This is a genomic window from Parahoeflea alexandrii (assembly GCF_027214025.1).
Taxonomy (GTDB): Bacteria; Pseudomonadota; Alphaproteobacteria; order Rhizobiales; family Rhizobiaceae; genus Hoeflea; species Hoeflea alexandrii_A.
Window position 1 is genome coordinate 144,793 of record NZ_JAPWHB010000005.1, and the last position, 26,323, is coordinate 171,115.

At 61.5% G+C, this 26,323-nt stretch carries 25 protein-coding genes; 9 read left to right on the plus strand and 16 right to left on the minus strand.

Annotation, left to right across the window (positions count from 1 at the left end; genetic code table 11):
* Nucleotides 1–9: 9 nt before the first annotated feature.
* The gene (locus tag O4H62_RS17110) at nt 10–1,182 is read right to left on the minus strand and encodes an ROK family transcriptional regulator (RefSeq protein WP_269390281.1); all 1,173 of its coding nucleotides are present in this window, start codon (nt 1,180–1,182) and stop codon (nt 10–12) included.
* Nucleotides 1,183–1,502: 320 nt separating this feature from the next.
* On the opposite strand from O4H62_RS17110, the gene O4H62_RS17115 reads away from it, so the two are divergent.
* The 4 genes from O4H62_RS17115 to O4H62_RS17130 all read left to right on the plus strand — a co-directional run bounded on the left by O4H62_RS17115 (nt 1,503) and on the right by O4H62_RS17130 (nt 5,145).
* On the plus strand, nt 1,503–2,540 hold the full coding sequence (locus O4H62_RS17115; protein ID WP_269389683.1) for a sugar ABC transporter substrate-binding protein: 1,038 nt from the start codon (nt 1,503–1,505) through the stop codon (nt 2,538–2,540).
* Nucleotides 2,541–2,661: 121 nt separating this feature from the next.
* Nucleotides 2,662–3,723: an ABC transporter permease gene (locus O4H62_RS17120; protein WP_269389685.1), complete on the plus strand. Its 1,062-nt coding sequence runs from the start codon at nt 2,662–2,664 to the stop codon at nt 3,721–3,723.
* Entirely contained in the window at nt 3,723–4,499 is a 777-nt protein-coding gene (locus O4H62_RS17125) for an ATP-binding cassette domain-containing protein (RefSeq protein WP_269389686.1), read from the plus strand. The genes O4H62_RS17120 and O4H62_RS17125 overlap by 1 nt, the downstream gene beginning before the upstream one ends.
* Nucleotides 4,500–4,506: 7 nt before the next feature.
* Entirely contained in the window at nt 4,507–5,145 is a 639-nt protein-coding gene (locus O4H62_RS17130) for a nucleoside triphosphate hydrolase (RefSeq protein WP_269389687.1), read from the plus strand.
* 132 nt (nt 5,146–5,277) lie between these two features.
* On the opposite strand, the gene O4H62_RS17135 is transcribed toward O4H62_RS17130, so the two are convergent.
* The 12 genes from O4H62_RS17135 to O4H62_RS17190 form a co-directional block, all read right to left on the minus strand.
* The gene (locus O4H62_RS17135) at nt 5,278–6,381 is read right to left on the minus strand and encodes a branched-chain amino acid ABC transporter substrate-binding protein (protein ID WP_269389689.1); all 1,104 of its coding nucleotides are present in this window, start codon (nt 6,379–6,381) and stop codon (nt 5,278–5,280) included.
* Nucleotides 6,382–6,549: 168 nt separating this feature from the next.
* The gene (locus O4H62_RS17140; RefSeq protein ID WP_269389690.1) at nt 6,550–6,900 is read right to left on the minus strand and encodes a DUF6867 family protein; all 351 of its coding nucleotides are present in this window, start codon (nt 6,898–6,900) and stop codon (nt 6,550–6,552) included.
* Between the two features lie 13 nt (nt 6,901–6,913).
* A complete protein-coding gene (locus tag O4H62_RS17145) occupies nt 6,914–7,645 on the minus strand; it encodes an ABC transporter ATP-binding protein (RefSeq protein WP_269389692.1) in 732 nt (243 codons plus the stop codon).
* A complete protein-coding gene (locus O4H62_RS17150; protein ID WP_269389694.1) occupies nt 7,642–8,622 on the minus strand; it encodes an ABC transporter ATP-binding protein in 981 nt (326 codons plus the stop codon). Before O4H62_RS17150 ends, O4H62_RS17145 begins: the two co-directional genes overlap by 4 nt.
* Before the next feature lie 11 nt (nt 8,623–8,633).
* Nucleotides 8,634–9,989 (minus strand): high-affinity branched-chain amino acid ABC transporter permease LivM, encoded by a 1,356-nt coding sequence (gene livM / locus O4H62_RS17155; RefSeq protein WP_430538458.1) that lies wholly within the window; start codon nt 9,987–9,989, stop codon nt 8,634–8,636.
* Nucleotides 9,989–10,915 (minus strand): ABC transporter permease subunit, encoded by a 927-nt coding sequence (locus O4H62_RS17160; protein ID WP_269389695.1) that lies wholly within the window; start codon nt 10,913–10,915, stop codon nt 9,989–9,991. The genes livM and O4H62_RS17160 overlap by 1 nt, the downstream gene beginning before the upstream one ends.
* Nucleotides 10,916–11,270: 355 nt before the next feature.
* Nucleotides 11,271–12,038, minus strand: coding sequence for a TylF/MycF/NovP-related O-methyltransferase (locus tag O4H62_RS17165; RefSeq protein WP_269389697.1), 768 nt, complete (start codon nt 12,036–12,038; stop codon nt 11,271–11,273).
* 154 nt (nt 12,039–12,192) lie between these two features.
* The gene (locus tag O4H62_RS17170; protein WP_269389699.1) at nt 12,193–13,362 is read right to left on the minus strand and encodes a glycosyltransferase; all 1,170 of its coding nucleotides are present in this window, start codon (nt 13,360–13,362) and stop codon (nt 12,193–12,195) included.
* Nucleotides 13,359–14,564, minus strand: coding sequence for a glycosyltransferase family 2 protein (locus O4H62_RS17175; protein ID WP_269389701.1), 1,206 nt, complete (start codon nt 14,562–14,564; stop codon nt 13,359–13,361). Before O4H62_RS17175 ends, O4H62_RS17170 begins: the two co-directional genes overlap by 4 nt.
* 151 nt (nt 14,565–14,715) lie before the next feature.
* Nucleotides 14,716–15,954 (minus strand): glycosyltransferase, encoded by a 1,239-nt coding sequence (locus tag O4H62_RS17180; RefSeq protein ID WP_269389703.1) that lies wholly within the window; start codon nt 15,952–15,954, stop codon nt 14,716–14,718.
* Complete coding sequence (locus O4H62_RS17185) at nt 15,951–17,027, minus strand: radical SAM protein (RefSeq protein WP_269389704.1); 1,077 nt, start codon at nt 17,025–17,027, stop codon at nt 15,951–15,953. The genes O4H62_RS17180 and O4H62_RS17185 overlap by 4 nt, the downstream gene beginning before the upstream one ends.
* Nucleotides 17,024–17,887 (minus strand): NAD-dependent epimerase/dehydratase family protein, encoded by an 864-nt coding sequence (locus O4H62_RS17190; protein WP_269389706.1) that lies wholly within the window; start codon nt 17,885–17,887, stop codon nt 17,024–17,026. The genes O4H62_RS17185 and O4H62_RS17190 overlap by 4 nt, the downstream gene beginning before the upstream one ends.
* Nucleotides 17,888–17,994: 107 nt before the next feature.
* Here O4H62_RS17190 and O4H62_RS17195 point away from each other — a divergent pair, with 107 nt between their 5' ends.
* The 4 genes from O4H62_RS17195 (at nt 17,995) to O4H62_RS17210 (ending at nt 22,361) form a co-directional block, all read left to right on the plus strand.
* Complete coding sequence (locus O4H62_RS17195) at nt 17,995–19,242, plus strand: FkbM family methyltransferase (protein ID WP_269389707.1); 1,248 nt, start codon at nt 17,995–17,997, stop codon at nt 19,240–19,242.
* A 63-nt stretch (nt 19,243–19,305) separates the two neighbouring features.
* Nucleotides 19,306–20,028 (plus strand): class I SAM-dependent methyltransferase, encoded by a 723-nt coding sequence (locus O4H62_RS17200; protein WP_269389708.1) that lies wholly within the window; start codon nt 19,306–19,308, stop codon nt 20,026–20,028.
* Nucleotides 20,029–20,206: 178 nt separating this feature from the next.
* Entirely contained in the window at nt 20,207–21,019 is an 813-nt protein-coding gene (locus tag O4H62_RS17205) for a cephalosporin hydroxylase family protein (protein WP_430538459.1), read from the plus strand.
* A 127-nt stretch (nt 21,020–21,146) separates the two neighbouring features.
* Nucleotides 21,147–22,361 carry a mandelate racemase/muconate lactonizing enzyme family protein gene (locus O4H62_RS17210; RefSeq protein ID WP_269389709.1) on the plus strand — a complete coding sequence of 405 codons (1,215 nt, stop codon included), beginning with the start codon at nt 21,147–21,149 and terminating at the stop codon, nt 22,359–22,361.
* Here O4H62_RS17210 and O4H62_RS17215 read toward each other — a convergent pair whose 3' ends face one another.
* Nucleotides 22,362–22,757, minus strand: a complete 396-nt coding sequence (locus tag O4H62_RS17215; RefSeq protein ID WP_269389710.1) for a VOC family protein — start codon at nt 22,755–22,757, stop codon at nt 22,362–22,364.
* Between the two features lie 183 nt (nt 22,758–22,940).
* Here O4H62_RS17215 and rpe point away from each other — a divergent pair, with 183 nt between their 5' ends.
* Nucleotides 22,941–23,630, plus strand: coding sequence for a ribulose-phosphate 3-epimerase (rpe, locus tag O4H62_RS17220; RefSeq protein WP_430538460.1), 690 nt, complete (start codon nt 22,941–22,943; stop codon nt 23,628–23,630).
* A 104-nt stretch (nt 23,631–23,734) separates the two neighbouring features.
* Here the strand turns inward: rpe and O4H62_RS17225 are convergent, their stop codons facing one another.
* Together O4H62_RS17225 and alc are read right to left on the minus strand one after the other, a co-directional pair.
* Nucleotides 23,735–25,093: a uracil-xanthine permease family protein gene (locus tag O4H62_RS17225; protein ID WP_269389711.1), complete on the minus strand. Its 1,359-nt coding sequence runs from the start codon at nt 25,091–25,093 to the stop codon at nt 23,735–23,737.
* A 186-nt stretch (nt 25,094–25,279) separates the two neighbouring features.
* Complete coding sequence (gene alc / locus O4H62_RS17230; RefSeq protein ID WP_269389713.1) at nt 25,280–26,290, minus strand: allantoicase; 1,011 nt, start codon at nt 26,288–26,290, stop codon at nt 25,280–25,282.
* Between the last annotated feature and the right edge of the window lie 33 nt (nt 26,291–26,323).

Consider the following 26,323-nt stretch of genomic DNA (forward strand, 5'->3'; position numbering starts at 1 on the left):
CCGGCGCGCTCAGGCGCTGCCCAGGCGGGTGTTGCGGTCGATCAGGAACTTGTCGAACAGCGGCAGGCTGGCAGCACCCAATGCACGGGCGAGGTGGCCGACGGTTCCGGGCAGGATCTTCGGCACTTCCAGGCCGCGAACGTCGTAGGCGTTCACTTCCGCGCGTGTCGCAGCCACCAGCTTTTCCCGCACCTCCGCGGGAATGCCGCCGTCGATGATCACGTGTTCGAAGTCGATGATCGAGGCGCCCGAGACGATCGCCTGGGCCAGGCCGCGGGCGACGATCCCGACCCATTCGTCGGCAAGCGCCTCGAATCCGGACCAGTGGTCAGGGTTGTTCCACAGCGGCGACGGGTCCTGGCCGGTGGCCCGGAGCATGCGTTCGAGCAGCATGATCGAGGCCCGGTCGATCAGCTGCACCAGCTTGCCGTCCGGTCCGACCACGGGCAGGGGGCCAAGCGCGCCGGCATTGCCGGTGCGACCGGAATAGACGCTGCCATTGAGCGCCACGCCACCGCCGACGAAGGTGCCGATGTAAAAATACAGATAGTCGCTCAGGCCTTCGTGCTTGCCGAATACCAGTTCAGCGGCGCAGGCCGCGGTGGCGTCGTTCTGCAGGTAGACCGGCATGTTGCTGAAGCTGGCGATCTCGGCCCTGAGGTCGCAGTCGCGCCACAGATCCATCTCCTCGCGCGGCGCGCCGGCCTGCTCGGTCCAGTCCCACAGATGAAACGGCGTGGCGATGCCCAGTCCTGCCACCCGGTCGCGCAGGTTTTCGGGAAGGCCCTGGATCATCGCCTCGATGCCCTCGCGCACGAAAGTGACGATCAGCGGCGGGGTGGGCCACGGGTAGCTCTTGCGCAGGATCGCCTTGGGCTCGCCGAGGAAGTTGATCAGGATGAGTTCGGCGCTGCGGCGCCCGACCTTCAGGCCGATGAAGAAGGCACCGTCGGGATTGATCGACAGTGGCACCGAGGGCTGGCCGACCTTGCCGCGGATAGGCTCGCCCTTGACGATGAGGTCCTCGGCTTCCAGTTCGCGCATGATCACCGAACCGGTCTGCGCCGACAGCCCGGTCATGCGGGCGATGTCGGTCTTGGCCAGATTGCCGTGGGTGTAGACGAGGCTCAGAACCAGGCGCTGGTTATAGGCGCGCAGCCCGCTCTGGTTCGACCCCCGCATCGCCTGACTCACTGAGCCGGTACGGTCTTCGCTGGTCTTCGGATCTTGCGGCACCTGTCAGAGTCCTCCGGGTTTCGCTGGCCCCGATTTCGTTGACCTGAATTTTGTTCACAAGGCAACGATTTTCAATCGCGGTTGTTCCTTAGCAAAACAATGCGGCAAAGACGATCCCCCGTCAATTACTAAATAAGAGTTATTTATTAATTGACAAGTGCCGGCGTTTGGTGTTGTCTTGGTGATGACGCAATGAACGGAAGTGAGGATTTCCTGTTCGGCGCGCATGCAGACTGACCTGCAAAGCCAATCCCCGGGAGGATCACATGAAAACCACTACCGCACTGAAGACCGCTCTGTTCGCTGCTGCCGCATTTGGCGCTCTCGCCGCTGCTCCGGCACAGGCTGCCAGCCACAGCGTCGGCGCTTGCCTCATTACCAAGACTGACACAAATCCGTTCTTCGTCAAGATGAAAGAGGGCGCCGAAGCCAAGGCCGCCGAGCTCGGCGTGTCGCTGAAATCCTACGCCGGCAAGGTTGACGGCGACCATGAAACCCAGGTTGCGGCCATCGAGACCTGCATCGCAGATGGCGCCAAGGGCATCCTGCTGACCGCATCCGACACCTCGTCGATCGTCTCCGCGGTCAAGCAGGCCCGTGATGCCGGCCTGTTGGTGATCGCGCTCGACACGCCGCTCGATCCGATCGATGCGGCCGACGCGACATTCGCCACCGACAACTTCCTCGCCGGCGAACTGATCGGCAAGTGGGCAGCCGCAACGCTTGGCGCCGAAGCCGCCAACGCCAAGATCGCCATGCTCGACCTGGGTGTGAGCCAGCCTACCGTCGGCGTGCTGCGCGACCAGGGCTTCCTCACCGGCTTCGGCATCGACGTCAAGGATCCCGGCAAGTGGGGCGACGAGGATGATGCCCGCATCGTCGGCAACGACGTCACCGCCGGCAACGAGGAAGGCGGGCGCAAGGCAATGGAAAACCTCCTTGCCAAGGACCCGATGATCAACGTCGTCTACACCATCAACGAGCCCGCTGCTGCCGGCGCCTATGAGGCGCTGAAAGCCATCGGCCGCGAGGGCGACGTGCTGATCGTCTCCGTCGACGGCGGCTGCCCCGGCGTTGCCAACGTCAAGGACGGCGTCATCGGCGCCACCTCGCAGCAGTATCCGCTGCTGATGGCTTCCAAGGGTATCGAAGCCATCGCCGCCTGGGCCAAGGACGGCACCAAGCCGGCTCCGACCGAAGGCAAGAACTTCTTCGACACCGGCGTGGCCCTTGTCACCGACAAGCCGGCTGAAGGCGTCGAGTCGATCTCGGTCGCCGAAGGCATGGACCGCTGCTGGGGTTGATTGCCTCACAGTATGGGTAAACACTGCCGGGGCGGCTTCACGGCCGCCCCGTTGCAAAGCACCGCCGTACTGTTGCTGTTACGGCCGCTCATCCATGCCGTGTGACCTTGGAGGAGGAACCATGTCCAGTACGCAGGAATTCGAAAAGGCCGCGGCCTCGAGCCCGACTGCCGTCGCCGCATTTGCGACCAATGACAAGGGTGCCGTCAAGCGCATCCAGCATGCCCTGCACCAGACGCCGTGGATGGTCCCGGCAATTGTTCTGGTCGGTTCGATCCTCGTCTTCGGGCTGCTTCTGGGCCAGAAATTCTTCTCGCCCTTCGCGCTCACCCTGATCCTGCAGCAGGTCCAGATCGTCGGCATTCTCGGCGCCGCCCAGTCGCTGGTGATCCTGACCGCCGGCATCGACCTCTCCGTCGGCGCCATCATGGTGCTGTCGTCGGTGGTTATGGGGCTGTTCTCCTTCCGCTACGGCCTGCCGGTCGAGATCGCGGTGGCCGCCGGCATCGCCTGCGGCACCCTCTGTGGCTACATCAACGGGTTTCTCGTCGCCGTGATGAAACTGCCGCCCTTCATCGTCACGCTCGGCATGTGGCAGATCGTGCTTGCCACCAATTTCCTCTATTCCGCCAATGAGACCATCCGCGCCCAGGACATAGCCAATGAGGCGCCTCTGCTGCAGTTCTTCGGCAACAAGATTGCGTTCGGCGGCGCCGTGTTCACTTACGGCGCGATCTTCATGGTTCTGCTGGTGTTGTTTCTGGCATATGTGCTCAAGCAGACCGCCTGGGGACGCCATGTCTACGCGGTCGGCGACGATCCCGAAGCCGCCGAACTCTCCGGCGTTCAGGTCAAGCGCACGCTGATCTCGGTCTATATGCTCTCGGGCCTGATCTGCGCCTTTGCCGGCTGGGCCCTGATCGGCCGTATCGGCTCGGTTTCGCCGACATCGGGACAGTTGGGCAACATCGAATCCATCACCGCCGTGGTGATCGGCGGCATCTCGCTGTTTGGCGGCCGCGGCTCGATCATGGGCATGCTCTTCGGCGCGCTGATCGTCGGCGTTTTCTCGCTGGGGCTCAGGCTGCTCGGCGCCGACGCGCAATGGACCTACCTGCTCATCGGCGTGCTCATCATTGCCGCCGTCACCGTCGACCAGTGGATCAGAAAGGTGTCAGTCTGATGGAACCCATTCTCAAGGGACGCAATCTCGTCAAACGCTATGGCCGTGTGGTCGCCCTCGACAATTGCGATTTCGATCTCCAGCACGGTGAAATCCTGGCCGTCATCGGCGACAACGGCGCCGGCAAGTCGACCCTGATCAAGGCCGTGTCCGGAGCCGTTACCCCGGACTCGGGCAAGATCTGGCTCGAGGGCAAGGAAGTCAAATTCCACTCGCCGCTGGATGGCCGCCACGCCGGCATCGAGACGGTCTACCAGACGCTGGCCATGTCGCCGGCCCTGTCGATCACCGACAACATGTTCATGGGCCGCGAATTGCGCAAGCCCGGCTTCCGCGGCTCGCTGCTGCGCCAGCTCGACCACAAGGCGATGGACGCCTTCGCCCGCGAAAAACTCAATGAACTCGGACTGATGACCATCCAGAACATCAACCAGGCGGTCGAGACCCTCTCGGGCGGCCAGCGCCAGGGCGTGGCGGTGGCCCGTGCCGCCGCCTTCGGCTCCAAGGTCATCATTCTCGACGAGCCGACCGCGGCGCTCGGCGTCAAGGAAAGCCGGCGCGTGCTGGAACTCATTCTCGACGTCCGCTCGCGCGGCATTCCGATCATCCTGATCTCGCACAACATGCCGCATGTCTTCGAGGTGGCGGATCGCATCCATATCCACCGGCTGGGCAAGCGGCTCTGCGTCATCAATCCCAAGGACTACACCATGTCGGATGCCGTCGCTTTCATGACCGGGGCCAAGGAGCCGCCGCAGGAAGCGGTCGCGGCCTGAAGAGATCATGAAACGTCAGGCAAATGCCATACGCATAGCGGATCAGGCGATCGAAAGGGCAGGCGGAAGCCGGCGCTTTGTCATTGCGCTGGCCGGCCCCCCCGGCGTTGGGAAGTCGGCTCTTTCGCAGGCATTGGTGGACGAAATGGAAAGGCGAGGGCAGGGCGCTGCCATCGTGCCGATGGACGGGTTTCATTTTGACAATGCCGTGCTTGAAGCGCGCGGGACGCTGCCACGCAAGGGCGCTCCCTTTACCTTCGACATCGATGGATATGCGGCACTGCTCAAACGCCTTCGCACGGAAGCCGATCACGAGATTGCTGTCCCGGTGTTCGACCGCTCGCTTGACCTGTCGCGTGCGGGAGGCAGCGTCATAACCCGTGATCATCGATTCCTGATTGCGGAAGGCAACTACCTTCTGCTGGATGATCAGGACTGGTCGCCGATGGCAGAGCTGTTCGACATGACTGTGATGCTTACCGCGGGACCGGACGAGTTGCGGCAGAGATTGACCGATCGCTGGCTCGAACACGGTCTCGATCCCGAACGGGCTCTCGCCCGCGCGCTGTCCAACGACATTCCCAATGCCGAACTGGTGGTCGGCAAATCCCGCGGCGCCGACCTCGAACTCTCGACGGCGACGTGATGGTCGCGGAAGCGATGGAGACATTCGGAATGGGCTCTCTGCACCACCCTGAACGATTTCCACACTCGTGATGACAACAAAAAGCCCCGGTGCTTTCACACCGGGGCTCCAATCAGTCAGTTCAATCGAAGACTATTCGATTTCGGCGTACTTGCCGTCCGACCACTTGTAGAAGACGTAGCCCGGGAGTGAGACGTCGCCCTTGGCGTCGAACTTCAGGTCGCCGAGAACGGTGCTGAAGTTGCCCGAGTTGAGTGCACCGCGAACGGCGTCATAGTCGGTCGAACCGGCGGTGGTGACAGCCTGTGCATAGGCCTGGATGGCCGCATAGGTGTACATCACGTAGCCTTCGGTGGTCTTGCCGGCGTCCTGCAGCGCCTTGACGACAGCGGCAGCGCTTTCGCGCTTGGTCGGGTCAGGCGAGAAGGTCATCAGCGTGCCTTCGCCGGCATCGCCGGTGATGGCCCAGTACTCGTCGGTGACCAGAGCGTCGCCCGACACCAGAACGGTGGACATGCCCTGTTCCTTCATCTGGCGAGCCATCAGGCCGGCTTCGGTGTGGTAGCCGCCGACGTAGAGCACGTCGATGCCTTCCTGCTTCATCTTCGAAACCAGTGCCGAGTAGTCCTTTTCACCAGCGGTGTAGGCTTCGTACATGGCTGGCTTGCCGCCGCCTGCTTCGAACGAACCCATGGTCGCGTCTGCAAGACCCTTGCCGTAGGCGGTCTTGTCGTGAACGAAGGCGATCTTCTTGCCGGCAAAGTTCTTGAGCAGGTACGCAGCAGCGGTTTCGCCCTGCTGGTCGTCACGGCCGCAAACGCGGTAGCTGCCGCCATCGGCGCCGCCCGGACGCTCATCGGTGAAGGTCGGGTTTGTCGAGGCAGGCGAGATCTGGATGATGCCTTCATCCGCGTACACGGCCGATGCCGGAATCGAGGAACCCGAGCAGAAGTGACCTGCCACGAACACCACGCCGCTACCGGCAAACTGGTTGGCAACGGCAACGGCCTGCTTCGGATCGCAGGCATCGTCACCGATTTCGAGCTTGAGCATTTCACCGTTGACGCCGCCGGCGGCGTTGATGTCGGCCACGGCCTGCTCGGCGCCGGTCTTCATCTGTTCCCCGAAGGATGCGTATTGGCCTGTCATCGGACCTGCGGTTGCAATGACAATCTCAGCCGAGGCTGTGGACATAGCGAAGCCGAGCGCGGCTCCGGCCAAAAGAATCTTCTTCATGTTAACTCCCAGCAACACCTGTTTGTTTCCTGGCACCGGCTCCGCAGGCGCTGACATAGTTCGGCGCCGGTGTGGGGGGCTTTTGCCCCGTGTACAACCATCTAATCCGATCTCTTCAAAGAAATACAGACCTTTTTGGATGGTGGTTCGAGCTGTTTTGCTGTGCGGTTAATTGCTTTTCTGACGCCAGCCGAACGGCCCTGAACGGGTGAATGCGAAACTGTACTGTCTTGCAATCTGCTCGGCGCGGGTAAACCGCATGCCGAGAAAGGCAAAGACAAGAATGAAAACGAAATCGATCAGGAAATAGTAGCCCGAAAGCAGCGTCCCGTGGAACAGCGCGAAATGGATGAAGCGCACCGCAAGGCTCAGGAGTATCATGTACCCGGCGAGTTGAAGCGGGGTGCGCCAGGTCTGGGCCACCGCACGGCCGGTCATCCAGGCCGTGCCGCCGCCCAGGATCATGGTCACAAAGATGAAATCCGCAATGGAGACTTCCCACAAGAGGCTGTTTTCCATGTCTTACCTCCGTTTAATGAGCTCCGCCTTCAAGATAGGCGGCGCGAACTTCATCGCGTTTGAGCAACTCGGCGCCGGTGCCCGACAGGGTGATGTTGCCGTTGACCATCACATAGCCGCGATGCGCCAGCTTCAGTGCGTGAAACGCATTCTGTTCAACAAGGAACACGGTTAGCCCCTCGTTGGAATTGAGTTCCTTGATGATCTCGAAGATCTGCTTGACGATCAGCGGCGCCAAGCCGAGCGACGGTTCGTCGAGCAGCAAGAGCTTGGGCCGGCTCATCAGCGCGCGGGCGATCGCCAGCATCTGCTGCTCGCCGCCCGACAGTGTTCCGCCGCGCTGGCCTGCCCGCTCCTTGAGCCGTGGAAACAGGCCGAACACGCGCTTCAGGTCGTCTTCGAAGTGCTTGTCGTCGACCAGTTGCGCGCCCATCTGGAGGTTTTCCATGACAGTCATGCGGCCGAAGATGCGGCGGCCTTCCGGCGACTGGGCGATGCCCATCCGGATGATCTCGTGCGTCGGCGTGCGGGAGATGTCCTGGCCGTCGAAAATGATTTCGCCCGTGCGGGCCCGCGGACTGCCGCAGATCGTCATCATCAGCGTTGACTTGCCGGCGCCGTTGGCCCCGATCAGCGTGACGATCTCGCCTCTCTTCACATCGACATCGACACCGCGCAGCGCGACGATCTTGCCATAATAGGTTTCGACGCCACGAATTGTCAGAAGGTTCTGCTCAGTGCTCATGACTGGCCTCCTTCACCATTTTCCGCAGGCTTGGTCTTGCCGTGAATGACCGGCATATCGATGCTTTCCTCGACGGCTGCGACCTCGTCCTCGTCAACCCCGAGATAGGCCGAAATCACCTTCGGATCGTTTTTCACCTGATCCGCGGTGCCATCCGAGATCTTCTGGCCATAATCGAGCACCACCACATGATCCGAGATTTCCATGACCACGCCCATGTCGTGCTCGATGAGCAGGATCGAGGTGCCGTGGTCCTTGCGGATATACTGGAGCAGGTTGTTGAGCTCGGTGGATTCGCGCGGGTTCAATCCCGCCGCCGGCTCATCAAGGCACAACAGATGCGGCTTTGTGCACATGGCCCGGGCGATCTCGAGCCGCCGCTGGTCGCCGTAGGGCAGGTCGGCGGCCGGATCGTCGGCCCGGTCGATCAGGCCTGTCTTCTCCAGCCAGTAGGCAGCGAAGTCGATCGCTTCGGCCCGCGCCTTGCGGTAACCCGGCAGGTTGAAGATGCCGCCGATGGTCATCGACGAGGCGAGCATCAGCGGATTGTGCTGGGCCACCAGCAGGTTTTCCAGCGCCGTCATCCCGCCGAACAGGCGAATGTTCTGGAAGGTACGGGCAACCTTGGCGCGCTTGGAGATCTCGAAATCCGGCATCCGCTCAAGCAGGAAGACCCGGTCGTCGCCATCATCGTTGAACTGCCGTCCGGTGCGGGTCAGCGCCTCGATCTTGTCGGCCTGCAGGCCCGCGCCGTGCCGCATGACGATGCGGCCTTCGGTGGGCTTGTAGAAGCCGGTGACACAGTTGAATACGGTGGTCTTGCCGGCGCCGTTCGGGCCAATCAGTGCCGTGATGTCGCCACGGCCGACATTGAAGCTCAGGTCGTTGACGGCGATCAGGCCGCCAAAGCGCATGGTCAGATGCTCGACCGAGAGCACGACATTGTCGTCCCAGGTCTGCGCGGGGGGCGTTTTCATTGCGTTTTCCATCAGTGGCCCTCACCTTGAGCGACCATGTCCGAGCTGATCTTCTTGCGTTCCTTGTAGACCGCGGAAGGGTTCCGGCTGGAAATGATGCCACGCGGCTTCCACACCATGATCAGAACCATGGCGAGGCCGAAAATCAGCATGCGGTACTGGGTGGGTTCGAAATCGGGACCGAAGATCTCCTTCAGGAAGCCGAGGTTGCGCAGGATCTCGATGCCGCCGATCATCACCACCGAGGCGATGACCACGCCGATCTGCGAGCCGAGACCGCCAAGCACCACGATTGCCAGGATGATGGCCGATTCGAGGAAGGTGAAGCTCTCGGGCGAGATGAACCCCTGCCTTGTGGCGAAGAACGAACCTGCGAGGCCGCCAAACATCGCGCCGATGGAGAACGCCGTCAGCTTGGTGTTGGTGGTGTTGATCCCCAGCGAACGGCAGGCGATCTCGTCTTCGCGCAGCGCTTCCCATGCCCGCCCGATCGGCAGCTTGCGCAGCCTCAGCGTGACGAAGTTGGTGATCAGCGCCAGGATCAGGATGATGTAGTAGAGATAGATGAAGCGATGGATCGAATCGTAATCGAGGCCGAAGAATTCCGCGAAGCCGCCGGTCCGCGAAAAGTCGAGGCCAAAGAAGCTCGGCTTCGGAATGCCCGAAATTCCGTCCGGGCCGCCTGTGAACTCATACCAGTTGAGCAGCACCACCCGGATGATTTCCCCGAAGGCCAGTGTCACGATGGCGAGATAGTCGCCGCGCAGCCGGAGCACCGGATAGCCAAGGATGATCCCCCACACCGCCGCAAGCAGACCGGCCAGCGGCAGCGCCGTCCAGAATCCGATTTGAAAATATTGCGCCAGCAGCGCGAAGGAATAGGCGCCGACGGCGTAAAACGCCACATAGCCAAGGTCCAGCAAGCCGGCGAGACCGACCACGATGTTCAGGCCCCAGCCGAGCATGACATAGGTCATGATCAGGATAGCAAGGTCGATGAACTGACGGTCGCGGTCCGGATAGACGGCCATGACGATGAACGGCAGCGTGAGCGCGATCAGCAGCAGCACCGGTCCGAGCACGCGGCCGATACCCGATTTGACGCCCTCGGGGATCGAGATGCTCATTCCGCCGGTGATCGGCTTGGCAGTCTTGAACACGAAGAGGTTCAAGAGCAACCGTCCCCCAAAGGCGATCGCAATCGCGATGAACCACAGTCCCCACCGGTAGGTAAGATCCAGGCCACCGGTGCCGATGTCGGTGCGAAGGGCGAAGAAGAAAAAGCCCAGAACGGCGACGAGGAGTGCGGCTATCGCTGCATCCTTGACGGAGTCGGCCACAAGGCCGGGTTTGACGGCGGCGCTCATCAGACTTTCTCGACTTCGGGTTTGCCAAGCAATCCGGACGGCATGAAGATCAGCACGATCACCAGGATCGAGAACGCGGCGACGTCCTTGTACTCGACCGAGAAATACCCCGACCAGAACACTTCGATCAGGCCGATCAGAAGGCCGCCGAGCATGGCGCCCGGAAGCGAACCGATCCCGCCGAGCACGGCTGCGGTAAACGCCTTCACCCCGGCAAGGAAGCCGATGTAGAAATCGATCACGCCGTAGAGCAGCAGGAACATGAAGCCGGCCACCGCAGCAAGTGCTGCGCCCATGACGAAGGTCAGCGAAATGGTGCGGTCGACATTGACGCCGAGCAGCGCGGCCATCTTCTGATCCTGCTCGCAGGCGCGCTGCGACCGGCCCAGCGATGTCTTGGAGATCAGCAGCGAGAAGCCGATCATCAAGGCCAGCGTCGTGGCGATGATGATCATCTGCATGTAGGACAACTGCACCGCGATAGTGCCGTTCTCGGTGACGCCTTCGATCAGCGTGACGCCGCCCTGGATCTGCGGCGGCAGCGGCTTGACGCGTGCGCCTTGCGTGATCTGGACGAAATTCTGCAGCACGATCGACATGCCGATCGCCGTAATCAGTGGCGCCAGCCGGAAAGATCCGCGCAACGGCCTGTAGGCCAGCCGTTCCACCGTCCAGCCCCAGGCGGAGGTGAAGAGCATGGCCACCAGAAGCGTGATGAACAGGATCAGCGGCAGGGCGGAGATGCCGATGGCGACCAGCGCCAGGAACGTCGCGAGCGCGATGAACGAACCGACCATGAAGATGTCACCATGGGCAAAGTTGATCATGCCGATGATGCCATAGACCATGGTGTAGCCGATGGCGATAAGCCCATAAATGGAGCCCAGAGTGAGCCCATTGATAAGCTGTTGAAGAAAATACTCCATGAGGCAGCTGTCCTCTCGTCTTTTTATGGGGAGCGCTTTCATGCGCCCTCTTTCCCCTTCCAGCCTCTATAGCGTGTTTTTGAACGGCGAGAACAGGAAAAGTTGGAGCGCTCGAGGTTTTTAGGTATTCAATCGATTTAAATGGAAACACCTAGTGAAATCCGCGGCTTTCAACATCTGTGGGCCGGAAAACAGGGGGTGTCGCACATTCATTTTGCCGTTTTGGCGCAAACTGGGCGATGCGCTCTTTATCCGTTCCGGCTTTACTGTGCGTGGTTGCCTGTCGATTCGGCAACGCCTGCCGCGCCGGTCCCGATCGAACCGCCAGCTTTGCGTCCGGCGGACTTGCAACGGGTCAGGGTTTGATCACGTAGCCGCCGGGAGCATTTGCCCAGGGGAAGCGCTTGACGGGCAGGGATTGCCCTCTCCTGGCGGCAAACTCGTCCCAGGCCCTGGTTTCTCCCGGCCATTTGCTGGTGGCATATTCATCGAGGATCAGGACGCCGCCGGGAACGAGCCGGTCCCAGCAATTCTCGAGAATTGCATAGGTGGGTTCATAGATATCGACGTCGATGTTGATCAGGCAGAAGCGGGCTTCGGAATTGGCCTTGAGCCACGCGGGCAGGCTTTCGACGATGTTTCCGATGATGATGCTGCCACGGTTGGCCGGTATGACCGAATCCTGGTTGTGAAGCTCAAGGAGCAGCTTGAATTCCTCGAGAAACGAACTTGAGCTCAACCCGCCGGTCCTTTTTTCCACCGACGTGTCTTCGTCCCCGTCCTGTGGCGCCAGTTCCGGAAAGCCCCCGAACGTATCGAAGCCGATCACCTTCTTGTGGGTTGCGGTTGGCGTCAGGGTCTCGATGAACTTGTGCCATGTGAAGTAGGATCGACCGAAGTAGACACCGAAATCGATATAATGTCCGGGCAGGTCCATGGTCAGCTTGAACAGTTCGTAGTGCGCCAATTGTCGGATGAAGCTCCTGCGGCTCGCATAGACCGGCACAAGGTCCAGGTAGTGGCGCAAGTCGTGCGGGTACTTGTCCGTTATCGCCTTCAGTTTCTCGAAAAATGAATCTTCTCCGCTGGAGGGGTAAAAAAACATGTCTTCGGAAGAGCTCATCTTGGATTGTTCCTTGCGTTCGAGTGCGGTCTCGAGTCGGGGAGGTCATGGGAGGCTACGGCGATTCCGGAAGCCGGGTTCAGTGCGCATCACAGATCATAGCCAGGGCAGTGATATCCGCACCCCGGGCTTATCGGGGATCTGGTTCCGTTCATTACAGCAAACGGCTCTCGAGCAGATGAATGGGAAACATCATGGTGTCGAGGATACCATAATACTCCGCTGTGGATTCGGCGGCGCCGATACCCATGTCAAATCGGAGTTCGTTGTTGTGGAACCCGACAAAGTACGGAATGTCGGTGCGGAACTTGTATTTCGGTTCGAATGAGGAGAGGGCGTCTTTGCCGCGCCACTCAAGAATTGCCTTCCGGTAGGCATCCTTGCGGGCTTCGAAGATCTTGCGATCAGGCTGGCTCTCGCAATCAAGCGCGCAGGCCTTGATGAAATTGTCTTCCCACGCAGTGATTTCGATGCCCTGCTCCTGCTTGAAGGCTTCGATCACATGGCCAATCTGCGCGGTGATCCCGAGTTCGATGGGGAAGGGAAAATTCGCTGCTTCGATCTTTCCATCCATTTCCCGGAGGAAGGTTTCAATCACGGTGCGCGCCAATTTCTCGTCCCGCAATCCCATCGTGTTTGACGCCTTGCAAGCTCCGAACACCGACATTGGACGCTCAAAATATACAAAACTGTTACCCACCATCAACGTCCGGCAGATATTGTCGTAATCGACGATCGGATGTCCAAAATACTGACCCGAAAAGGTGTTGCGGATGTCTTCGAGCAGGGTGCGCCTGACTGCACCATGATAGACTCCGAAAGGACATTTCGGCCGGTCGGAGGCATCTTCCCAGAAGAACAGCTTGCGGATCATGTCTTCTTTCTTGATCCTGATCAGATGGTTCCCACACGATACCTTGGTGATCTCGGGGCCACTGCGTGCTTCAGGCCAGATGAAATGGAGCCGTCCCCACGTCAGCGCATCCGCAGTGGGCACGACCATCTTGGTAACGCGGATCACCTCGCAAAGCTCAGGATCAAGATAGTCGTCATCCCCGATATAGCTGATCCATTCGCCCGATGTTTCCCTGACGATCCGCTCCCAGTTCGCCCGCATCGACAGCACCTGGTCTTGGGGCGGCAGCAGCTTGAGCCTTGGGTCGGCGCAGTTGGCGACAAACTCTGCCAGCGGTGCGGCATCATCGGAATTGTCCGCCAGAACCACTTCGAAGTCGTCCCGTTCGGAAGTCAGCATTTCGCGCACCGCCGACATGGCATAGATTTGCCGATTGCGGGTAGGGATGCAGATTGAAAGCAACGTCATGCCGCAAACGCCTGTCTTGCCGAAACCAGATATTTGACCGGCATCAGGAAGGATTCAGCAAAGTGATAGAACTCGGCAGGCGTCTTGATCTTCGGGAGCCCGCTCTCGCGGATATACAGATATCCGCGGTGCACTCCGGTGAGCTCGTTTTGTGACTTTGCCGGAGTGAAGTGTTCAGGCGGATTGAAATGGGCAGCCCAGGCACCGTCCTCAAATGCTGCAAAACCCCTTTTCAACCCTTCAACCTTGATCCGGTATTCCTCAATCGTTCGCGACATCAGGCATTCCTGCATCGCCGAATGGGCGAAATTCTCCTGGAACCCTTCATTCTCGACGCCGTACTTGCGGCAGAACCACCAGGTTGCTGCTGCAATCGACGAAATGATGGCAAGCCCGGGCAGCCTGGGCGAGAATGGGAAGTCTTCGTTCTCGATCCGCTCGTGACTGCCAAGTTCGCTATAGTATTCATCGACAAGCTTCTGCATGACTTCAAAGGACTGAGTGCTGGACGAGTTGGACGCAGCACAGGCTCCGAGGACTGAAAACGGCCGCTGGCAGTAAATCATCGACTTGGCTTCGAGTATAACCTTGCAGATATTGTCAAAATCTACGGTCGGATTCTCGAAATAGCGATTGCTGAATTTTCGCTTGATTCGCTCCATCAGCGAACGGCGGACCGCGCCATGGTAGATACCGAACCCGCCTGCAGGGCGTCTTTCCCGTTGGCTCCAGCGATACAATTGATCACGCATGATCTTCCTGTCGGGAACATGAGTGCCATGGCCAACCGGCACTGCAGCGAGTGTTGCAATTATGCGGTTGTCCGGCCAGTTGAAGTTCAGGCGAGCCCAGCCCACCACTTCAAGATCTGGCTGATCGCGCTCATAGCGCCTGAGAAGCTGAAGAACGCCTGGATCGATATGGTCGTCGTCGCCGATCATCGTGATCCAGCGGCCACGCACTTCGGGAATGGTGCGTTCCCAGTTGTCGACCATCGGCAGAACCGTGCCGGTTGGCGGCAGCAACCTGAAGCGGCTGTCGTTCAACTGGGTCCGGAAATAGTCGTCGAGAATGGTGGCATCGTCGGAATTGTCGGCGACGATGACTTCGAAATCCGTTTCGTCCGATTCCGCAATGGCCTTGATGGCTTCGATGCAGTAGCGCTGCCTGTTCCGCGTGGGGATACAGATCGTGTAATACACCAAAGTTGAAGCTCCTGTCTGGCAACAAACGCCAAGTATACGCTCGCAAAATTAGCTTGCGTGACGCTGACCCGAAGTGGCGACGCCCGCCCGGGCGATCCGGCGGAGGCGGAACCGGTGGCGCGGCGCATGGGTAACCCTCGATCTGTCGTCAGGCGTTGGAGGTTTCGGGCGTCCCCGGTGCGAGGTCAAGATCGGGATAGCAGGCCAGGAAATGGGCGAGGCTGCCCTTGGAGGCCGCCTGGCCCGTCTGCGGTGAGGGATTCTCACCCTGCGGCCCGCCCTGCAGCGCCTCGTACCAGTCGCGTGGCGTGGGACCGAGCGCTCCGGCAAAATCGGGTCTCCGCTTAGGCTGATGCATGGCTTCCTGCCACAGGCCACGAAAAGCGGCGATGGAGCGATCCGGTGTTTTCTGCTCGAGCACCTCCGCCCGCGCCGTCTCGCCCATCCGGCGCACCTCGTCCGGGTGCTCAAGCATCCAGTTCAGCAGTTGGATGGCGTGGTCGACCGACGTTGCGACCAGGCCGGTCTCGCCATCGCGCACGATCTCCAGCTCGCAGGGGTTGGCGAAGACCAGCGGCGCGCATCCCAGCGACATCGCCTCGACAAGTGCGTTCTCCGCGGTGCCGAAGTGAAACGGCTGCAGCAGGTAGAGAAAAACCGATGTCCGCGACAGTGCCGCCCGCGGATCCCCGGTGTGGCCCCGCAGCCGAAGCCGCTCCGGATGCTTCATCGCCGCGACCGCGTCGCGGACCGGGCTCTGGGCGCCAACGTCTCCCCAGACATCGACCCTCGCGCCCTCGCGCTCCAGCCGGTCGGCGACCTGCATCATCGCCGGGCTCATCTTGGTGAACTCGACGGTGCCGAGGTAGCTGATGCCGCATTTCTCACGGTCGGGACCCTCGCCGGCGCCGGAGCCTGCATGGACAAAGCCGCTGTTGATGACGGCTGTCCGCTCAAGGCCGTAAGATGCTGGCCCGGACAGGTTGGGGGCAAGCCTGGAGCAGGCCGAGGTGAAGACGAACCGGTCGGCCGCCGCGACCAGTCCTGCCGGAATGAACGGTGCGGCGATGCCGGAGACATGGCTCCAGAACACCGACCGCATCGCGGGCAGGGGCGGGCCGGCGAGCAGCCCGCACATCAGCGGATGGTTCCACCATTCGAACTGGACGATGTCGGCGCTATCCATCAGCTCGCCGATCGTCTGACGGTCCGGGGCAATCGTGACATCGGCGCCGGTCTCGCGGATGTCATCCAGGTGCCGGTGGTCGCGCGGCTCTTCGAGAAGCACGTAGTGGCGGCCGGCGGCTTCGCTGTCCGCAGCGCACAGGGCCGCATGTGCCTTGCCCACACCCCCGCCCAGATGCGGGGTGATGTGGACGATTTTCATTCGGCGGCGATGACCGGGGCGGCGCGCTTGGCGCCGGGCGCCGAGACGTCGGGGTCGAGCTTGACCATCTCGCGGAACCGTTCGAGCAGCATCGGCCGGTACGGGTCGATATTGTCGGGCAGGCAATGGCTCAACTGGCCGCAACTGCCGCAGGTGCCGTTCTCGCAACGGCGGCCCTCAAGGTGCTGCAGCCTGAGCGCGTTCATCTTGTCGGAATTCCAGACCTCTCGGATCGACTGGCTCTTGACGTCGCCGATGATGAGATCGCGCGACCAGTCGAGGAAGCAGGAACTGACCAGCCCGTCCGGGTTCACCGACATGGAATAGAAGATGTAGGGGCAGGTTTCCGTGTTGGAGACTTCCTGCTGGTAGATGCCTTTCTCGATCTTCACGCCGGTGTGCTTCTCGATGTCGAATTCGGGCCAGCAGGGGGCAAAGTTCTCGACGAAGATCCGGTCGCAATGGTCGCCGAAGGTGTCGAAGAATTTCTCCCGCTCGCCCGGTTCCAGCAATTCGCCGGGGATCTTGATCGAGATCTCCATGTCGCCCTTGTTGGCGTAGACCCATTTGACGTTCTCGACAAAGCTATCGAAATCGAAGTTGAACTTGGTGAAGCGCTGATAGGTGTTCTTGTTCATGCCGTCGACGGAGATGTTGATCTTGTCGAGGCCGGCCTCGATGACGGGGCCCATTCGCTCGGGCGTCAGGAAGGTGCCGTTGGTGGTTGTGTCGATGTAGTCGACATGGCCGCTCTGCTTGGCATAGGCGATCATGTCGGCCAGCCGCTTGTTGAGGAACGGCTCGCCGTCCTTGTACATCCGCAAGACCTTGATCGGTTTGCCGAACTCGGCGAGGTCGTCGATGATCTTGGTGAAGAGGTCATACTTCATCGCACCCTGGAACCTGCCGGTATCGGCGATCATGTCCCGGTGTCCGGTCGGGCAGAACGTGCATTTGAAATTGCAGGCGCTCGAGGGATCCACGAACACCACGAAGGGCGTCTCGAGCGGAATGACAGTTTCCAGCGCGGTCCTGTCCTCGAGGTTGATCCGCGGTTTCAGCTGAGCTTTCATGACCGTGCGTCCCTTTTTGATCCTTCAAAGACATGATTTGGCACACCAACCACCGCGGAAGGATCGCGCGGATGGGGTTGGTGGGTTCCGAACTCGAGCAAGTCGCGCCGCCCGTACCGGTCGGCGATGCTCTCGGCGAACTGGCGAACACTCACCGCTTGACCTGAACAAATGTTGATTGCGCCAGCCTGACCAGTGTCCACGACGCCGGCGATGCGGGCGCCTGCAACCGCGACATCGAGATAATCGCGCAACTGGGTGCCTGCCCCGAGTTTGGCTGTCTCGCCCGCTTCAAGGCATCGCCTGAGATAGGGGTAGAGACGTTTCTCATTCTCTCCCTCGCCATACAGGTAGAACAGCCGGCACCAGGAAAACAGCACACCGGTGTCTTTGAAGAGGGCGTCCAGGATTTCGAACAGCGCCAGCTTGCAGGCGCCGTAGACCGTGGTCGGTGCGGTCGGCGAACCGACCTCAAGCCTTTCTGAAGGCAGCGCGTATTCCATACAGGTTCCCACCCCGACGAAATGCCGGACGCCGGCCCGCGCCGCACCTTGCGCCATCCGGAAGCTGCCCGAGACACAGGCAGCGTTTTTCTCGGAATCGAGGTAATCGGCGGGGTTCACGTACCAGGCCGCATGCACGACGGCATCCACCCCCTCGCAGGCCTCGGTCCACCAGTCGACCGATTGGGCAAACAGGTCCTGGCATTGCACGACCGTGGCGTCCGGGAACCTCGATGCAAGCCGCACCGCGGCTTCGGGCCGGGCCACGAGCCGCAAGGCGTGCCCCTTTCCCGAAAGCTGGTTGACGATCTGCGCACCGACAAAGCCGCTTGCGCCGCTGACAAGAACGACGCTCAAGGCAAGGCCCGGAAAAGCTTAAGGGTGTTATTTGCCGCCACGAGACGTGTCCTGTCCGGGGAATCTGATTCTCTCATGCAGTGTCGCACAAGGGAAGCGGTCCAAACATGACGAAAATCTCCCCCTCAGCTATTGGGCATGACGCGGGGTATTTTGACGTGGAGAGCCTCTATCCGTCACGCTCATTTGATGGAGTTCCCGAGTGTTCGGAAGCGCGAAGGCTGCTGGACGATCTGGCCCACCAGCCCTGCCTAGCTGCGCCCGTCGCCCCGGCCGGGCCACTGGTGATCTATGGCGCGGGCACCTTCGGCAGGATGGCGCTGGATTTCCTGCGGGACGTCGGCGTGGAGCCGGCACTGGTCGTCGACGCCCGGGCAGACCGGATCCGTGGCAGCGACGCCTGGCAGGGTGTCGAGCTACTGGCGCCGCACGAGGTGCCGGACCGGCTCAAATCCAAGGCGCTGCTGGCCGTCAGTATTGTCACCGCCCCCGTCACGCCGATCATGGAGGAGCTTCAAGCCCAGGGCTGGCGGCACGTCGTTCCCTTCTACGATGTGGCCGAGAGTTTCCGCCCGGCCCATCCGCTGTCCAATGGCTGGTTCGCCGACCAGCCACAGCCGACTGACCTGGTCGAAATCGCCGGATGCCTCGAAGCGTGGGACGACGATCTTTCCCGCGCGCACCATCTCACCTTTCTCGCCTGGCGGCTGGCCCGGCAGGAATGGCGGTTCTCCGGCGTACCGGTCGACAATTCAAACCGTTTCTTCATTCCCGAGGTTCTTGCCGCGCTCGCGGATGACGACTTGTTGCTGGATGGAGGCGCCCATCATGGCAGCGTCTCCGCGGCATTTCTGGCCGCAACCGGGGCCGGCAGCCGCATCGTCGCCTTCGAGCCGGATGATGAAAACGCCGATCGATATGCCGGCTGGGTCGCGAGCCTGCCGGACGAGGCCGTCGCGCGCATCGAACTGCGCCGGGCTGCCCTTGACGCCGCTTCGCGTTCCCGCCGGTTTCACGGCGGGCTCGGATTCATGTCGCAGTTTGCGGACACCGGCCAGACCGGTATCCAGACCGACACCATCGATGCAGCCGGTCTCGCACCCGGGTTCATCAAGCTGCATCTCGAAGGCGGCGAACTCGATGCGCTCAGGGGCGGACTTGCGACCATATCGAAAAGCCGGCCGGTGATCGCCCTCACGGTCTATCACGATGCCGACGGCCTGTGGCGCACCGCCCGCTGGATGCGCGAGAACCTGAAGGATTATGTTCTGCTGATGCGAACCCACAGCTGGTGCGGGACCGGTGCCGTCATTTACGCGATTCCCGGGGAACGGATGCCTGAAACGGTCAGCTGACCTTCAGGATCGCAAGCGAGGATGGATATGGAAAGCAACACTGCCGCGCCTGGGGACAACCGCGTGAAAGCACTCAATCAGAACCTCGCGCAAACCAGACGAGCCGCCCTCATGTCGGCGCTGGCAAGGAAGGCGTTCAGGGACAGGGTCAAGGCGCTCGAAATAGGCGTCTGGTACGGCGCGGGTTCCACAAGCATCTGGCTTGAGAATTTCATGCCCGGCTCCGATGTGGTCCTGCTGGACGCCTGGCGGCCCTATGCGTCGGCGGCGGATGTTTCGGGCGATCAGTTCGGATCGGCAAACTGGGACTATGCCAAGATGGACAGCCTGACGTCGGAGGCGTTCCTGTCGGCATTTCTCAATGTCCGAAAGTTCGAGAACGAGCAGGACGACAAGAATGTCTCGTTGATACGCGGAAAATCCTCGGCATTGCTGCCGATGTTCAAGGATGGCAGCTTCGATTTCATCTATATCGATGCCGACCACAAATATGACTCGGTGAAGTCCGATATCGTCAATGCGAAAAGGCTGATCAACAAGGATTTCGGAATCATCTGCGGCGACGATCTGGAGAGGCTTCCAACCGCGGAACTCGTGAACCTGGCAAGGGAATACAAGGACAGGGACTACATCAAGGGTGATTTTGGCTATCACCCCGGTGTATGTCTGGCAGTCTCCGAGGAGTTTGTATCGGTCAACATGAGCGACGGATTCTGGTGGGTGGTCTGCAGGAACGGCGAGTTCCTGGTTGACGATATTACGCTCGAATACCTGCAGGCGGACTGAAAGTGGGTTTGTCTGTTCACTCATCCCCGCGCACCGGGCCGGATCCTGCAATATCCACCGGGTTGAACCTATCCGAGCTGCCTGGCCGGATCCCGTCAGGCGTGCCATCCAATTTGCTTTCCGAAAACCGCGCTAGCAGGTTCGCGCATCAGAACCTGTCGAACACAAGGATTTACCCGTGAGCCAGGAAACTGAATTCGCCGCCTATGTGCAGAACAACATAAACGCCGCGGCCAATGATCCCGGTTTTGTCGGTCTTTCCCAGGTCTGGGTGCGCGAAAGCATCCGCTACAAGTACGCCTACAATTTCAGCTGGCTCGGCCGCCCGATCATCCAGGTTCCCCAGGACACCTACGCCTACCAGGAACTGATCTGGAACTGCCGGCCCGACCTGATCATCGAGACCGGCATCGCCCATGGCGGCTCTCTGGTGATGAGCGCCTCGATGCTGGCCATGCTGGATTACTGCGATGCGGTCACGGCCGGCACCGTGCTCGATCCGATGGCGAGCCGCCGCAAGGTGGTCGGCATCGACATCGATATCCGCCCCCACAACCGCGCCGGTATCCTGGCGCATCCGATGCAGCACAAGATCCAGATGATCGAGGGCTCGGCGATCGACAAGGCGGTTGTCGATGAGGTCCACGCGATCGCCAGCGGCTATGACCGGGTGATGGTGTTCCTCGATTCCAACCACACCCATGAGCACGTACTGGCCGAACTCCACGCCTACGCGCCGCTGGTCTCGCAAGGCTCCTATTGCGTGGTCTGGGACAGCGGTGTCGAGGACCTGCCCGCCGACATGTGCGCCGACCGGCCATGGGGCAAGGGCGACAATCCGAAGACGGCCGTCCACGCCTATCTCGCCGATCAGGACAGTGCCAATCGGTCTGGCGCTGACGGCCAACCGCTGAATTTCGAGATCGATCACGTAATCGAGTCCAAGCTGATGATCACCGCCTCATCCGACGGTTTTCTGAAGCGGATCTGATCTGCAACAAGGGTGTGGCGAAAAATCCGCTGGTGACACATGCCTCGCGATGTCGCAAGCGGGGCTGGATTTCCGCGCCGATACCTGATCGATTGCGCCCGATTGAGATGAGATTCCGGAGCACGTCATGAAGATCAAGGATGTCCAGACTTTCGTGGTTGCCAACCCGCCGCCGCAGACCGGCGGCCGCTACTTCCTCTTCGTCAAGCTGGTCACCGATGGCGGTGTCGTCGGATATGGCGAGGCCTATGATGCGGCCTTCGATCCGCATCTGACTGCGAAGCTGATGGAGGATGTCGCCGCGCGCTACCTTGTCGGTCGCGATCCGCACGACATCGAGAATTTCTTCCGGCTCTGCTATTCCTCGGGCTTCTCGCAGCGCCCGGACATGACCATGATGGCCTGCTGCTCGGCGCTGGAAATGGCCTGCTGGGACATCATCGGCAAGGAGGCGGGCCAGCCGGTGCACAAGCTGCTCGGTGGCCGGGTGCACGAGGGCCTGCGCTCCTACACCTATCTCTATCCGGAGACCGGTAGCGTCTATCCGACCGAGACCGACAGCCCGAAAAACGTCTACAACGACCCCGACATGGCCGCCTCGGCAGCGCTTGCAGCGGTCCGGCAGGGCTTCACCGCAGTCAAGTTCGATCCCGCCGGCCCCTACCGGGTGCAGGGCGGTCATCAGCCGCTTCTCGCCGACATCGATCTCTCCGCCCGCATGGTCCGCGCGGTGCGCGAGGCGGTCGGCACAAGCGCGGACATCCTCTTCGGCACCCACGGCCAGTTCACCGCAGCCGGCGCCATCCGCATGGCCCGCGCCATCGAGGCCGCCGATCCCTTGTGGTTCGAGGAGCCGGTGCCGCCCGATCAGCTGGGCGCGCTTGCCGAAGTGGCGCGCGCCACGTCGATCCCGGTTGCCACCGGCGAGCGGCTGGTCACCAAGCATGAATTCGCCCGCGTCATCGAAACCCGCGCAGCAGCCATCCTGCAGCCCAACCTGGGCCGCTCGGGCGGGCTTCTCGAAACCAAGAAAATCGCCGGCATGGCCGAGGCCTTCGGCATCCAGATCGCGCCGCACTGCTATTGCGGCCCGCTGGTCGCCGCCGCCAACATCCAGCTCGCCGCGACGCTGCCCAATTTCCTGGTGCTCGAATCGATCAAGACCTGGGACGGGTTCCACGCCGAGGTGCTCAGGAAGAAGATCGAATGGCAGGATGGCTATGTCATCCCGTCGAACGAGCCGGGGCTGGGCGTCGAACTGGATGAGGCGGTCTGCGAGGCCAATCCCTGGACCGGCAGCGTGCTGCACCTGGAGATGACCCGCGATCCGATCCGGTACTGATCAGATCGGGACGATCCGCTTGTCCCAGTCGGGATCGTCGAAACTCTGGATCTCGATGCGGTAGCCGTCCGGCGAATGGAACAGCGACGAGTAGACGCCGAACTCAGCGCTGTGCTCGGGTCCGCTGACATAGGTCACGCCCTTGGCCTCGAGGAAATCGCGCCAGCCGTCCACATCCGGCGACACGATGGTCAGCGTCACGCCGGCCGTCCCCTGCGGGCGGTCGGGCAGGTTGCACACGCCGATATAGCTCATCGGCGTCAGCCGGTAGATGTGGCAGGCACCCTGGTCGACCACGAAATCCAGTTCCATCACCTCGCGCAGGAACCGCGAGCCGCGTTCCAGATCGTTCGTGTAGGTGAAGACGATGGAATGGCTGATCGGTGGTCTGGGCATCGAGGGCTCCTTTGGCGTTCGGAGCGAGCCTGCCCGCTGCGGCATGATTCGGGCAAGAGGTCGCAGGGCTTTGCACAGGCTTGATCCAAAGCCGTCTTGACCTTGGCGCGCCTGATCGGGCAAACCGCTGTCCAACGGGCCGGAGCCACGAGGCACGGCCGCTCCCACGCCGAGGTTAGCGCCATGTCCAAGCCCACAGTGTCCAAGCCCATCCTGATCGCCCCGTCCATTCTGTCGGCGGACTTTTCCCGCCTGGGCGATGATATCGAAGGTGTCATGCGCGCCGGGGCCGACTGGATCCATCTCGATGTGATGGACGGCCACTTCGTCCCCAACATCACCTTCGGCCCCGGCATCATCAAGGCGGTGCGCCCGCGCACGACGGCAGTCTTCGACTGCCATTTGATGATCGAGCCCTGCGATCCCTATCTCGAGGCCTTTGCCGATGCCGGTTGCGACATCATCACGGTGCATGCCGAAGCCACCAAGCATCTTGATCGATCGCTGCAGGCGATCCGCGCGCTCGGCAAGAAGGCCGGGGTTTCGCTCAATCCGTCGACGCCCGAGAATGTCATCGAATATGTGCTCGACCGGCTCGACCTGATCCTGCTGATGACCGTCAACCCCGGCTTTGGCGGCCAGGCCTTCATCCCGTCGGTGGTTGACAAGGTGGCGCGGGTGAAAAAGATGATCGGCGACCGTCCGATCCACATCGAGATCGACGGCGGCGTCACTCCGGCGACAGCCCCACTGGTCACCGCCGCCGGTGCCGATGTCCTGGTCGCCGGCTCGGCGGTGTTTAACGGCGCCGGCGAAGATGATTGGGCGCAGAATATTTCGGCCATTCGCCTGGCGGCGCAGATCGCCACCTGAGAACACCGGCAAGCTGCGAAAACGTTCAGCCCTGCGATTGGGTCACAAAGAAAAGCCCCCGGCGATGAACCGGGGGCTTCTTGTCTTTAAAGCTTCGGTTGACCTCAGTCGTCAAGATCCTCAGGCAGCGCAAGGTTCAGCACGATGGCGATCAGGGCCGCCGGCAGCAGGCCGCTGGTCAACAGGATCTGGGCGGTCTTGCCAAGATGCTGCAGGGCTTCCGGCACCAGTTGCAGCCCGAGGCTGATCGACAGGGCGGTGGCGAAGATCACCATGTTGCGGCGGTTCCAGTTGACATCCGACAGCATGTTGACACCCGCCGCGCAGACCATGCCGAACATCACGATGACGCCGCCGCCGAGCACGTTGATCGGCACGGTGTTGATGATCGCGCCGACCTTCGGGATGAAGCCTGCGGCGATCAGGAAAATCGCCCCGATGGTAACCACGTGACGGCTCATCACGCCGGTCATGGCGACCAGGCCTACATTCTGCGAGAACGAGGTGTTGGGCAGGCCGCCGAAGACACCGGCGACCGCGGTGCCCAGACCGTCGGCGAAGGTCGCGCCCTCGATTTCCTTGTCGGTGGCTTCACGCCCGGCCCCGCCCTTGGTGATGCCGCTGGTGTCGCCCACGGTTTCGATGGCTGAGACGATGGCCATGAAGCACATGCCCAGAACGATGGCGAAGTTGAACTCGAAGCCCCACTTGAACGGGATCGGCGGTGCGAAATAGCTGGCGCGCGCCAGGCTTGCGAAGTTCACCTGGCCCATCAACAGCGCCACGATGTAGCCGGCAATGATGCCGATCAGCACGGCCGCCACGGCCGCGAAACCGCGGGTGAAGAACTTGATTGCCAGGGTGACGACGATCACCACCAGAGCCGGGATCCACATGGCCAGGCTGCCGAATTCCGGCTTGCCCATCAGCGGCACGCCGCCGGCGGCATATTGCACGCCGACCTTGACCAGCGCCAGGCCGATCATCAGCACGATAAGCCCGGTCACCAGCGGCGGCAAAGCATAACGAATGCGTCCGACGAAGAAGCCGAGACAGAAGTGAAACACGCCGCCGATCATCACGCCGGTCATCAGCCCGGCGAGCCCGGCGGTGCCGAGGCCCGCGACGGCCGGGATCATCACCGGCACGAAGGCGAAGCTGGTGCCCTGGACGATCGGTAGCCGGGCGCCGACGGGACCCATGCCGATGGTCTGGAACAGCGTCGCTATGCCGGCGAACAGCATCGACATCTGGATCATGTAGGTCATGTCGGGGAAGCCGACCGCGCCCTGGTCCGAGCCGAAGCCGATGCCGGCGGCGCCGGCAACGATGATCGCTGGCGTGACGTTGGAGACAAACATTGCCAGCACGTGCTGGATCCCCAGCGGAACGGCTTTGGCAAGCGGTGGTGTGTAATTGGGATCCCGCAGTTGCTCCGCGGTTCCAAGCGATGAGTCGGCCATAGGCTGTCCTTTTCCCTCAGGGGCGTTAGTCATACCGGTTCGCCGCCCCCACTTGCTGCGAACCGGCTGAAAAGCCAGTCACTGTCGACCTCGAAATGATCCGGCTGCGCCCCCGCGCCAGATCATTGCCCCGGTCAGTGCCTCAGAAAACCCGGACCCTTGCCATGATGTCCGTTCATGTCCTGATCAGGCGAGACTACCTGTCAGTTTCAGTCTGCTGACCCCGCCATCCGGGAAAATGTTGAGCCTCACATGCGTCACCGGGCCGATGTCGCGGATATGCGCCGACAGGTCGTGCACATGGTCCGCCGAGAGCTTCTGTTGCCCGATCAGTTCCGGCCAGAACATCGACGCGGTGATGATTGCATCGCCCGCATCGGTGCCGAATTCGCTCATGTCGGCGGCCTGGATCGAGCACATGTCGGGAAAATTGCCCTTGAAATAAGCGGTGTCGACGATTGCGCCGGACAGCACGCCGCGAGCGCCGAGCGCGATCACGATCCACTCGTTGCCGGGAACCCGCCGGCGGCTGGTTTCCCATCCGTCGCCCATGTTCTCGCCGCGTCCGGGCGCCAGCAGACGGTGATAGGAGCCGTAATGCGCATCCGAGAAGCCGACGATCCGTCCGCCATTGAGTGCTGACGACAGTTCGACCGGGCCGGTGCCCAGCCGCGACCGGTCGAGGAACGGCTGGCCGAAGACCCTGAGCCGCGCCACGCCGCCATCGGGATAGATGTGCAGCCTGACATGGGTGAAGATCTCGGAAGAGGTCGACGCGAAATAGTGATGCGCGCCCGGTCCCAGCGGGGAGGTGCCGAGCACTTCCGTCCACTCCGTGCTTTCATCCGGGTCGCCCGTCACATTGCAGGCCTCGATGCGGGCGGCCGGCGGATAGTTGCCGGTGAAATGCGAGGTGTCGACATCGAAGCCGTCGATGCGCCCGGCCACCGCCAGCCGGATCACTGCATGGTCATGGCCGAGAACCCGCTTGCGGCGGCTTTCCCAGCCGTCCATCCACTTGCCGTTGTCATCGTACTTGTCTTCGATAAAGACGGCCGGCTGATCGCTCAGCATGCGCTCGAGTGGCGCAAAAAATTCGTCGGTAACAGAAATGCCCTTCGCACCAAGTCCCGCCGATGCGAGGTTGACCGAATTGCGCGCGAAACCCGGAAGCTGCGCCGGCATGTTCTCACTCATCATGTGTCTCCTGGACGAATGCGTCCGGTTCGC

Coding starts and splice junctions, on each gene's coding strand:
- O4H62_RS17110 (WP_269390281.1), bottom strand. CDS start 1,182: ATGCGGGGGTCGAACCAGAGCGGGCTGCGCGCCTATAACCAGCGCCTG.
- O4H62_RS17115 (WP_269389683.1), top strand. CDS start 1,503: ATGAAAACCACTACCGCACTGAAGACCGCTCTGTTCGCTGCTGCCGCA.
- O4H62_RS17120 (WP_269389685.1), top strand. CDS start 2,662: ATGTCCAGTACGCAGGAATTCGAAAAGGCCGCGGCCTCGAGCCCGACT.
- O4H62_RS17125 (WP_269389686.1), top strand. CDS start 3,723: ATGGAACCCATTCTCAAGGGACGCAATCTCGTCAAACGCTATGGCCGT.
- O4H62_RS17130 (WP_269389687.1), top strand. CDS start 4,507: ATGAAACGTCAGGCAAATGCCATACGCATAGCGGATCAGGCGATCGAA.
- O4H62_RS17135 (WP_269389689.1), bottom strand. CDS start 6,381: ATGAAGAAGATTCTTTTGGCCGGAGCCGCGCTCGGCTTCGCTATGTCC.
- O4H62_RS17140 (WP_269389690.1), bottom strand. CDS start 6,900: ATGGAAAACAGCCTCTTGTGGGAAGTCTCCATTGCGGATTTCATCTTT.
- O4H62_RS17145 (WP_269389692.1), bottom strand. CDS start 7,645: ATGAGCACTGAGCAGAACCTTCTGACAATTCGTGGCGTCGAAACCTAT.
- O4H62_RS17150 (WP_269389694.1), bottom strand. CDS start 8,622: ATGAAAACGCCCCCCGCGCAGACCTGGGACGACAATGTCGTGCTCTCG.
- livM (WP_430538458.1), bottom strand. CDS start 9,989: ATGAGCGCCGCCGTCAAACCCGGCCTTGTGGCCGACTCCGTCAAGGAT.
- O4H62_RS17160 (WP_269389695.1), bottom strand. CDS start 10,915: ATGGAGTATTTTCTTCAACAGCTTATCAATGGGCTCACTCTGGGCTCC.
- O4H62_RS17165 (WP_269389697.1), bottom strand. CDS start 12,038: ATGAGCTCTTCCGAAGACATGTTTTTTTACCCCTCCAGCGGAGAAGAT.
- O4H62_RS17170 (WP_269389699.1), bottom strand. CDS start 13,362: ATGACGTTGCTTTCAATCTGCATCCCTACCCGCAATCGGCAAATCTAT.
- O4H62_RS17180 (WP_269389703.1), bottom strand. CDS start 15,954: ATGAAAATCGTCCACATCACCCCGCATCTGGGCGGGGGTGTGGGCAAG.
- O4H62_RS17185 (WP_269389704.1), bottom strand. CDS start 17,027: ATGAAAGCTCAGCTGAAACCGCGGATCAACCTCGAGGACAGGACCGCG.
- O4H62_RS17195 (WP_269389707.1), top strand. CDS start 17,995: ATGACGAAAATCTCCCCCTCAGCTATTGGGCATGACGCGGGGTATTTT.
- O4H62_RS17210 (WP_269389709.1), top strand. CDS start 21,147: ATGAAGATCAAGGATGTCCAGACTTTCGTGGTTGCCAACCCGCCGCCG.
- O4H62_RS17215 (WP_269389710.1), bottom strand. CDS start 22,757: ATGCCCAGACCACCGATCAGCCATTCCATCGTCTTCACCTACACGAAC.
- rpe (WP_430538460.1), top strand. CDS start 22,941: ATGTCCAAGCCCACAGTGTCCAAGCCCATCCTGATCGCCCCGTCCATT.
- O4H62_RS17225 (WP_269389711.1), bottom strand. CDS start 25,093: ATGGCCGACTCATCGCTTGGAACCGCGGAGCAACTGCGGGATCCCAAT.
- alc (WP_269389713.1), bottom strand. CDS start 26,290: ATGAGTGAGAACATGCCGGCGCAGCTTCCGGGTTTCGCGCGCAATTCG.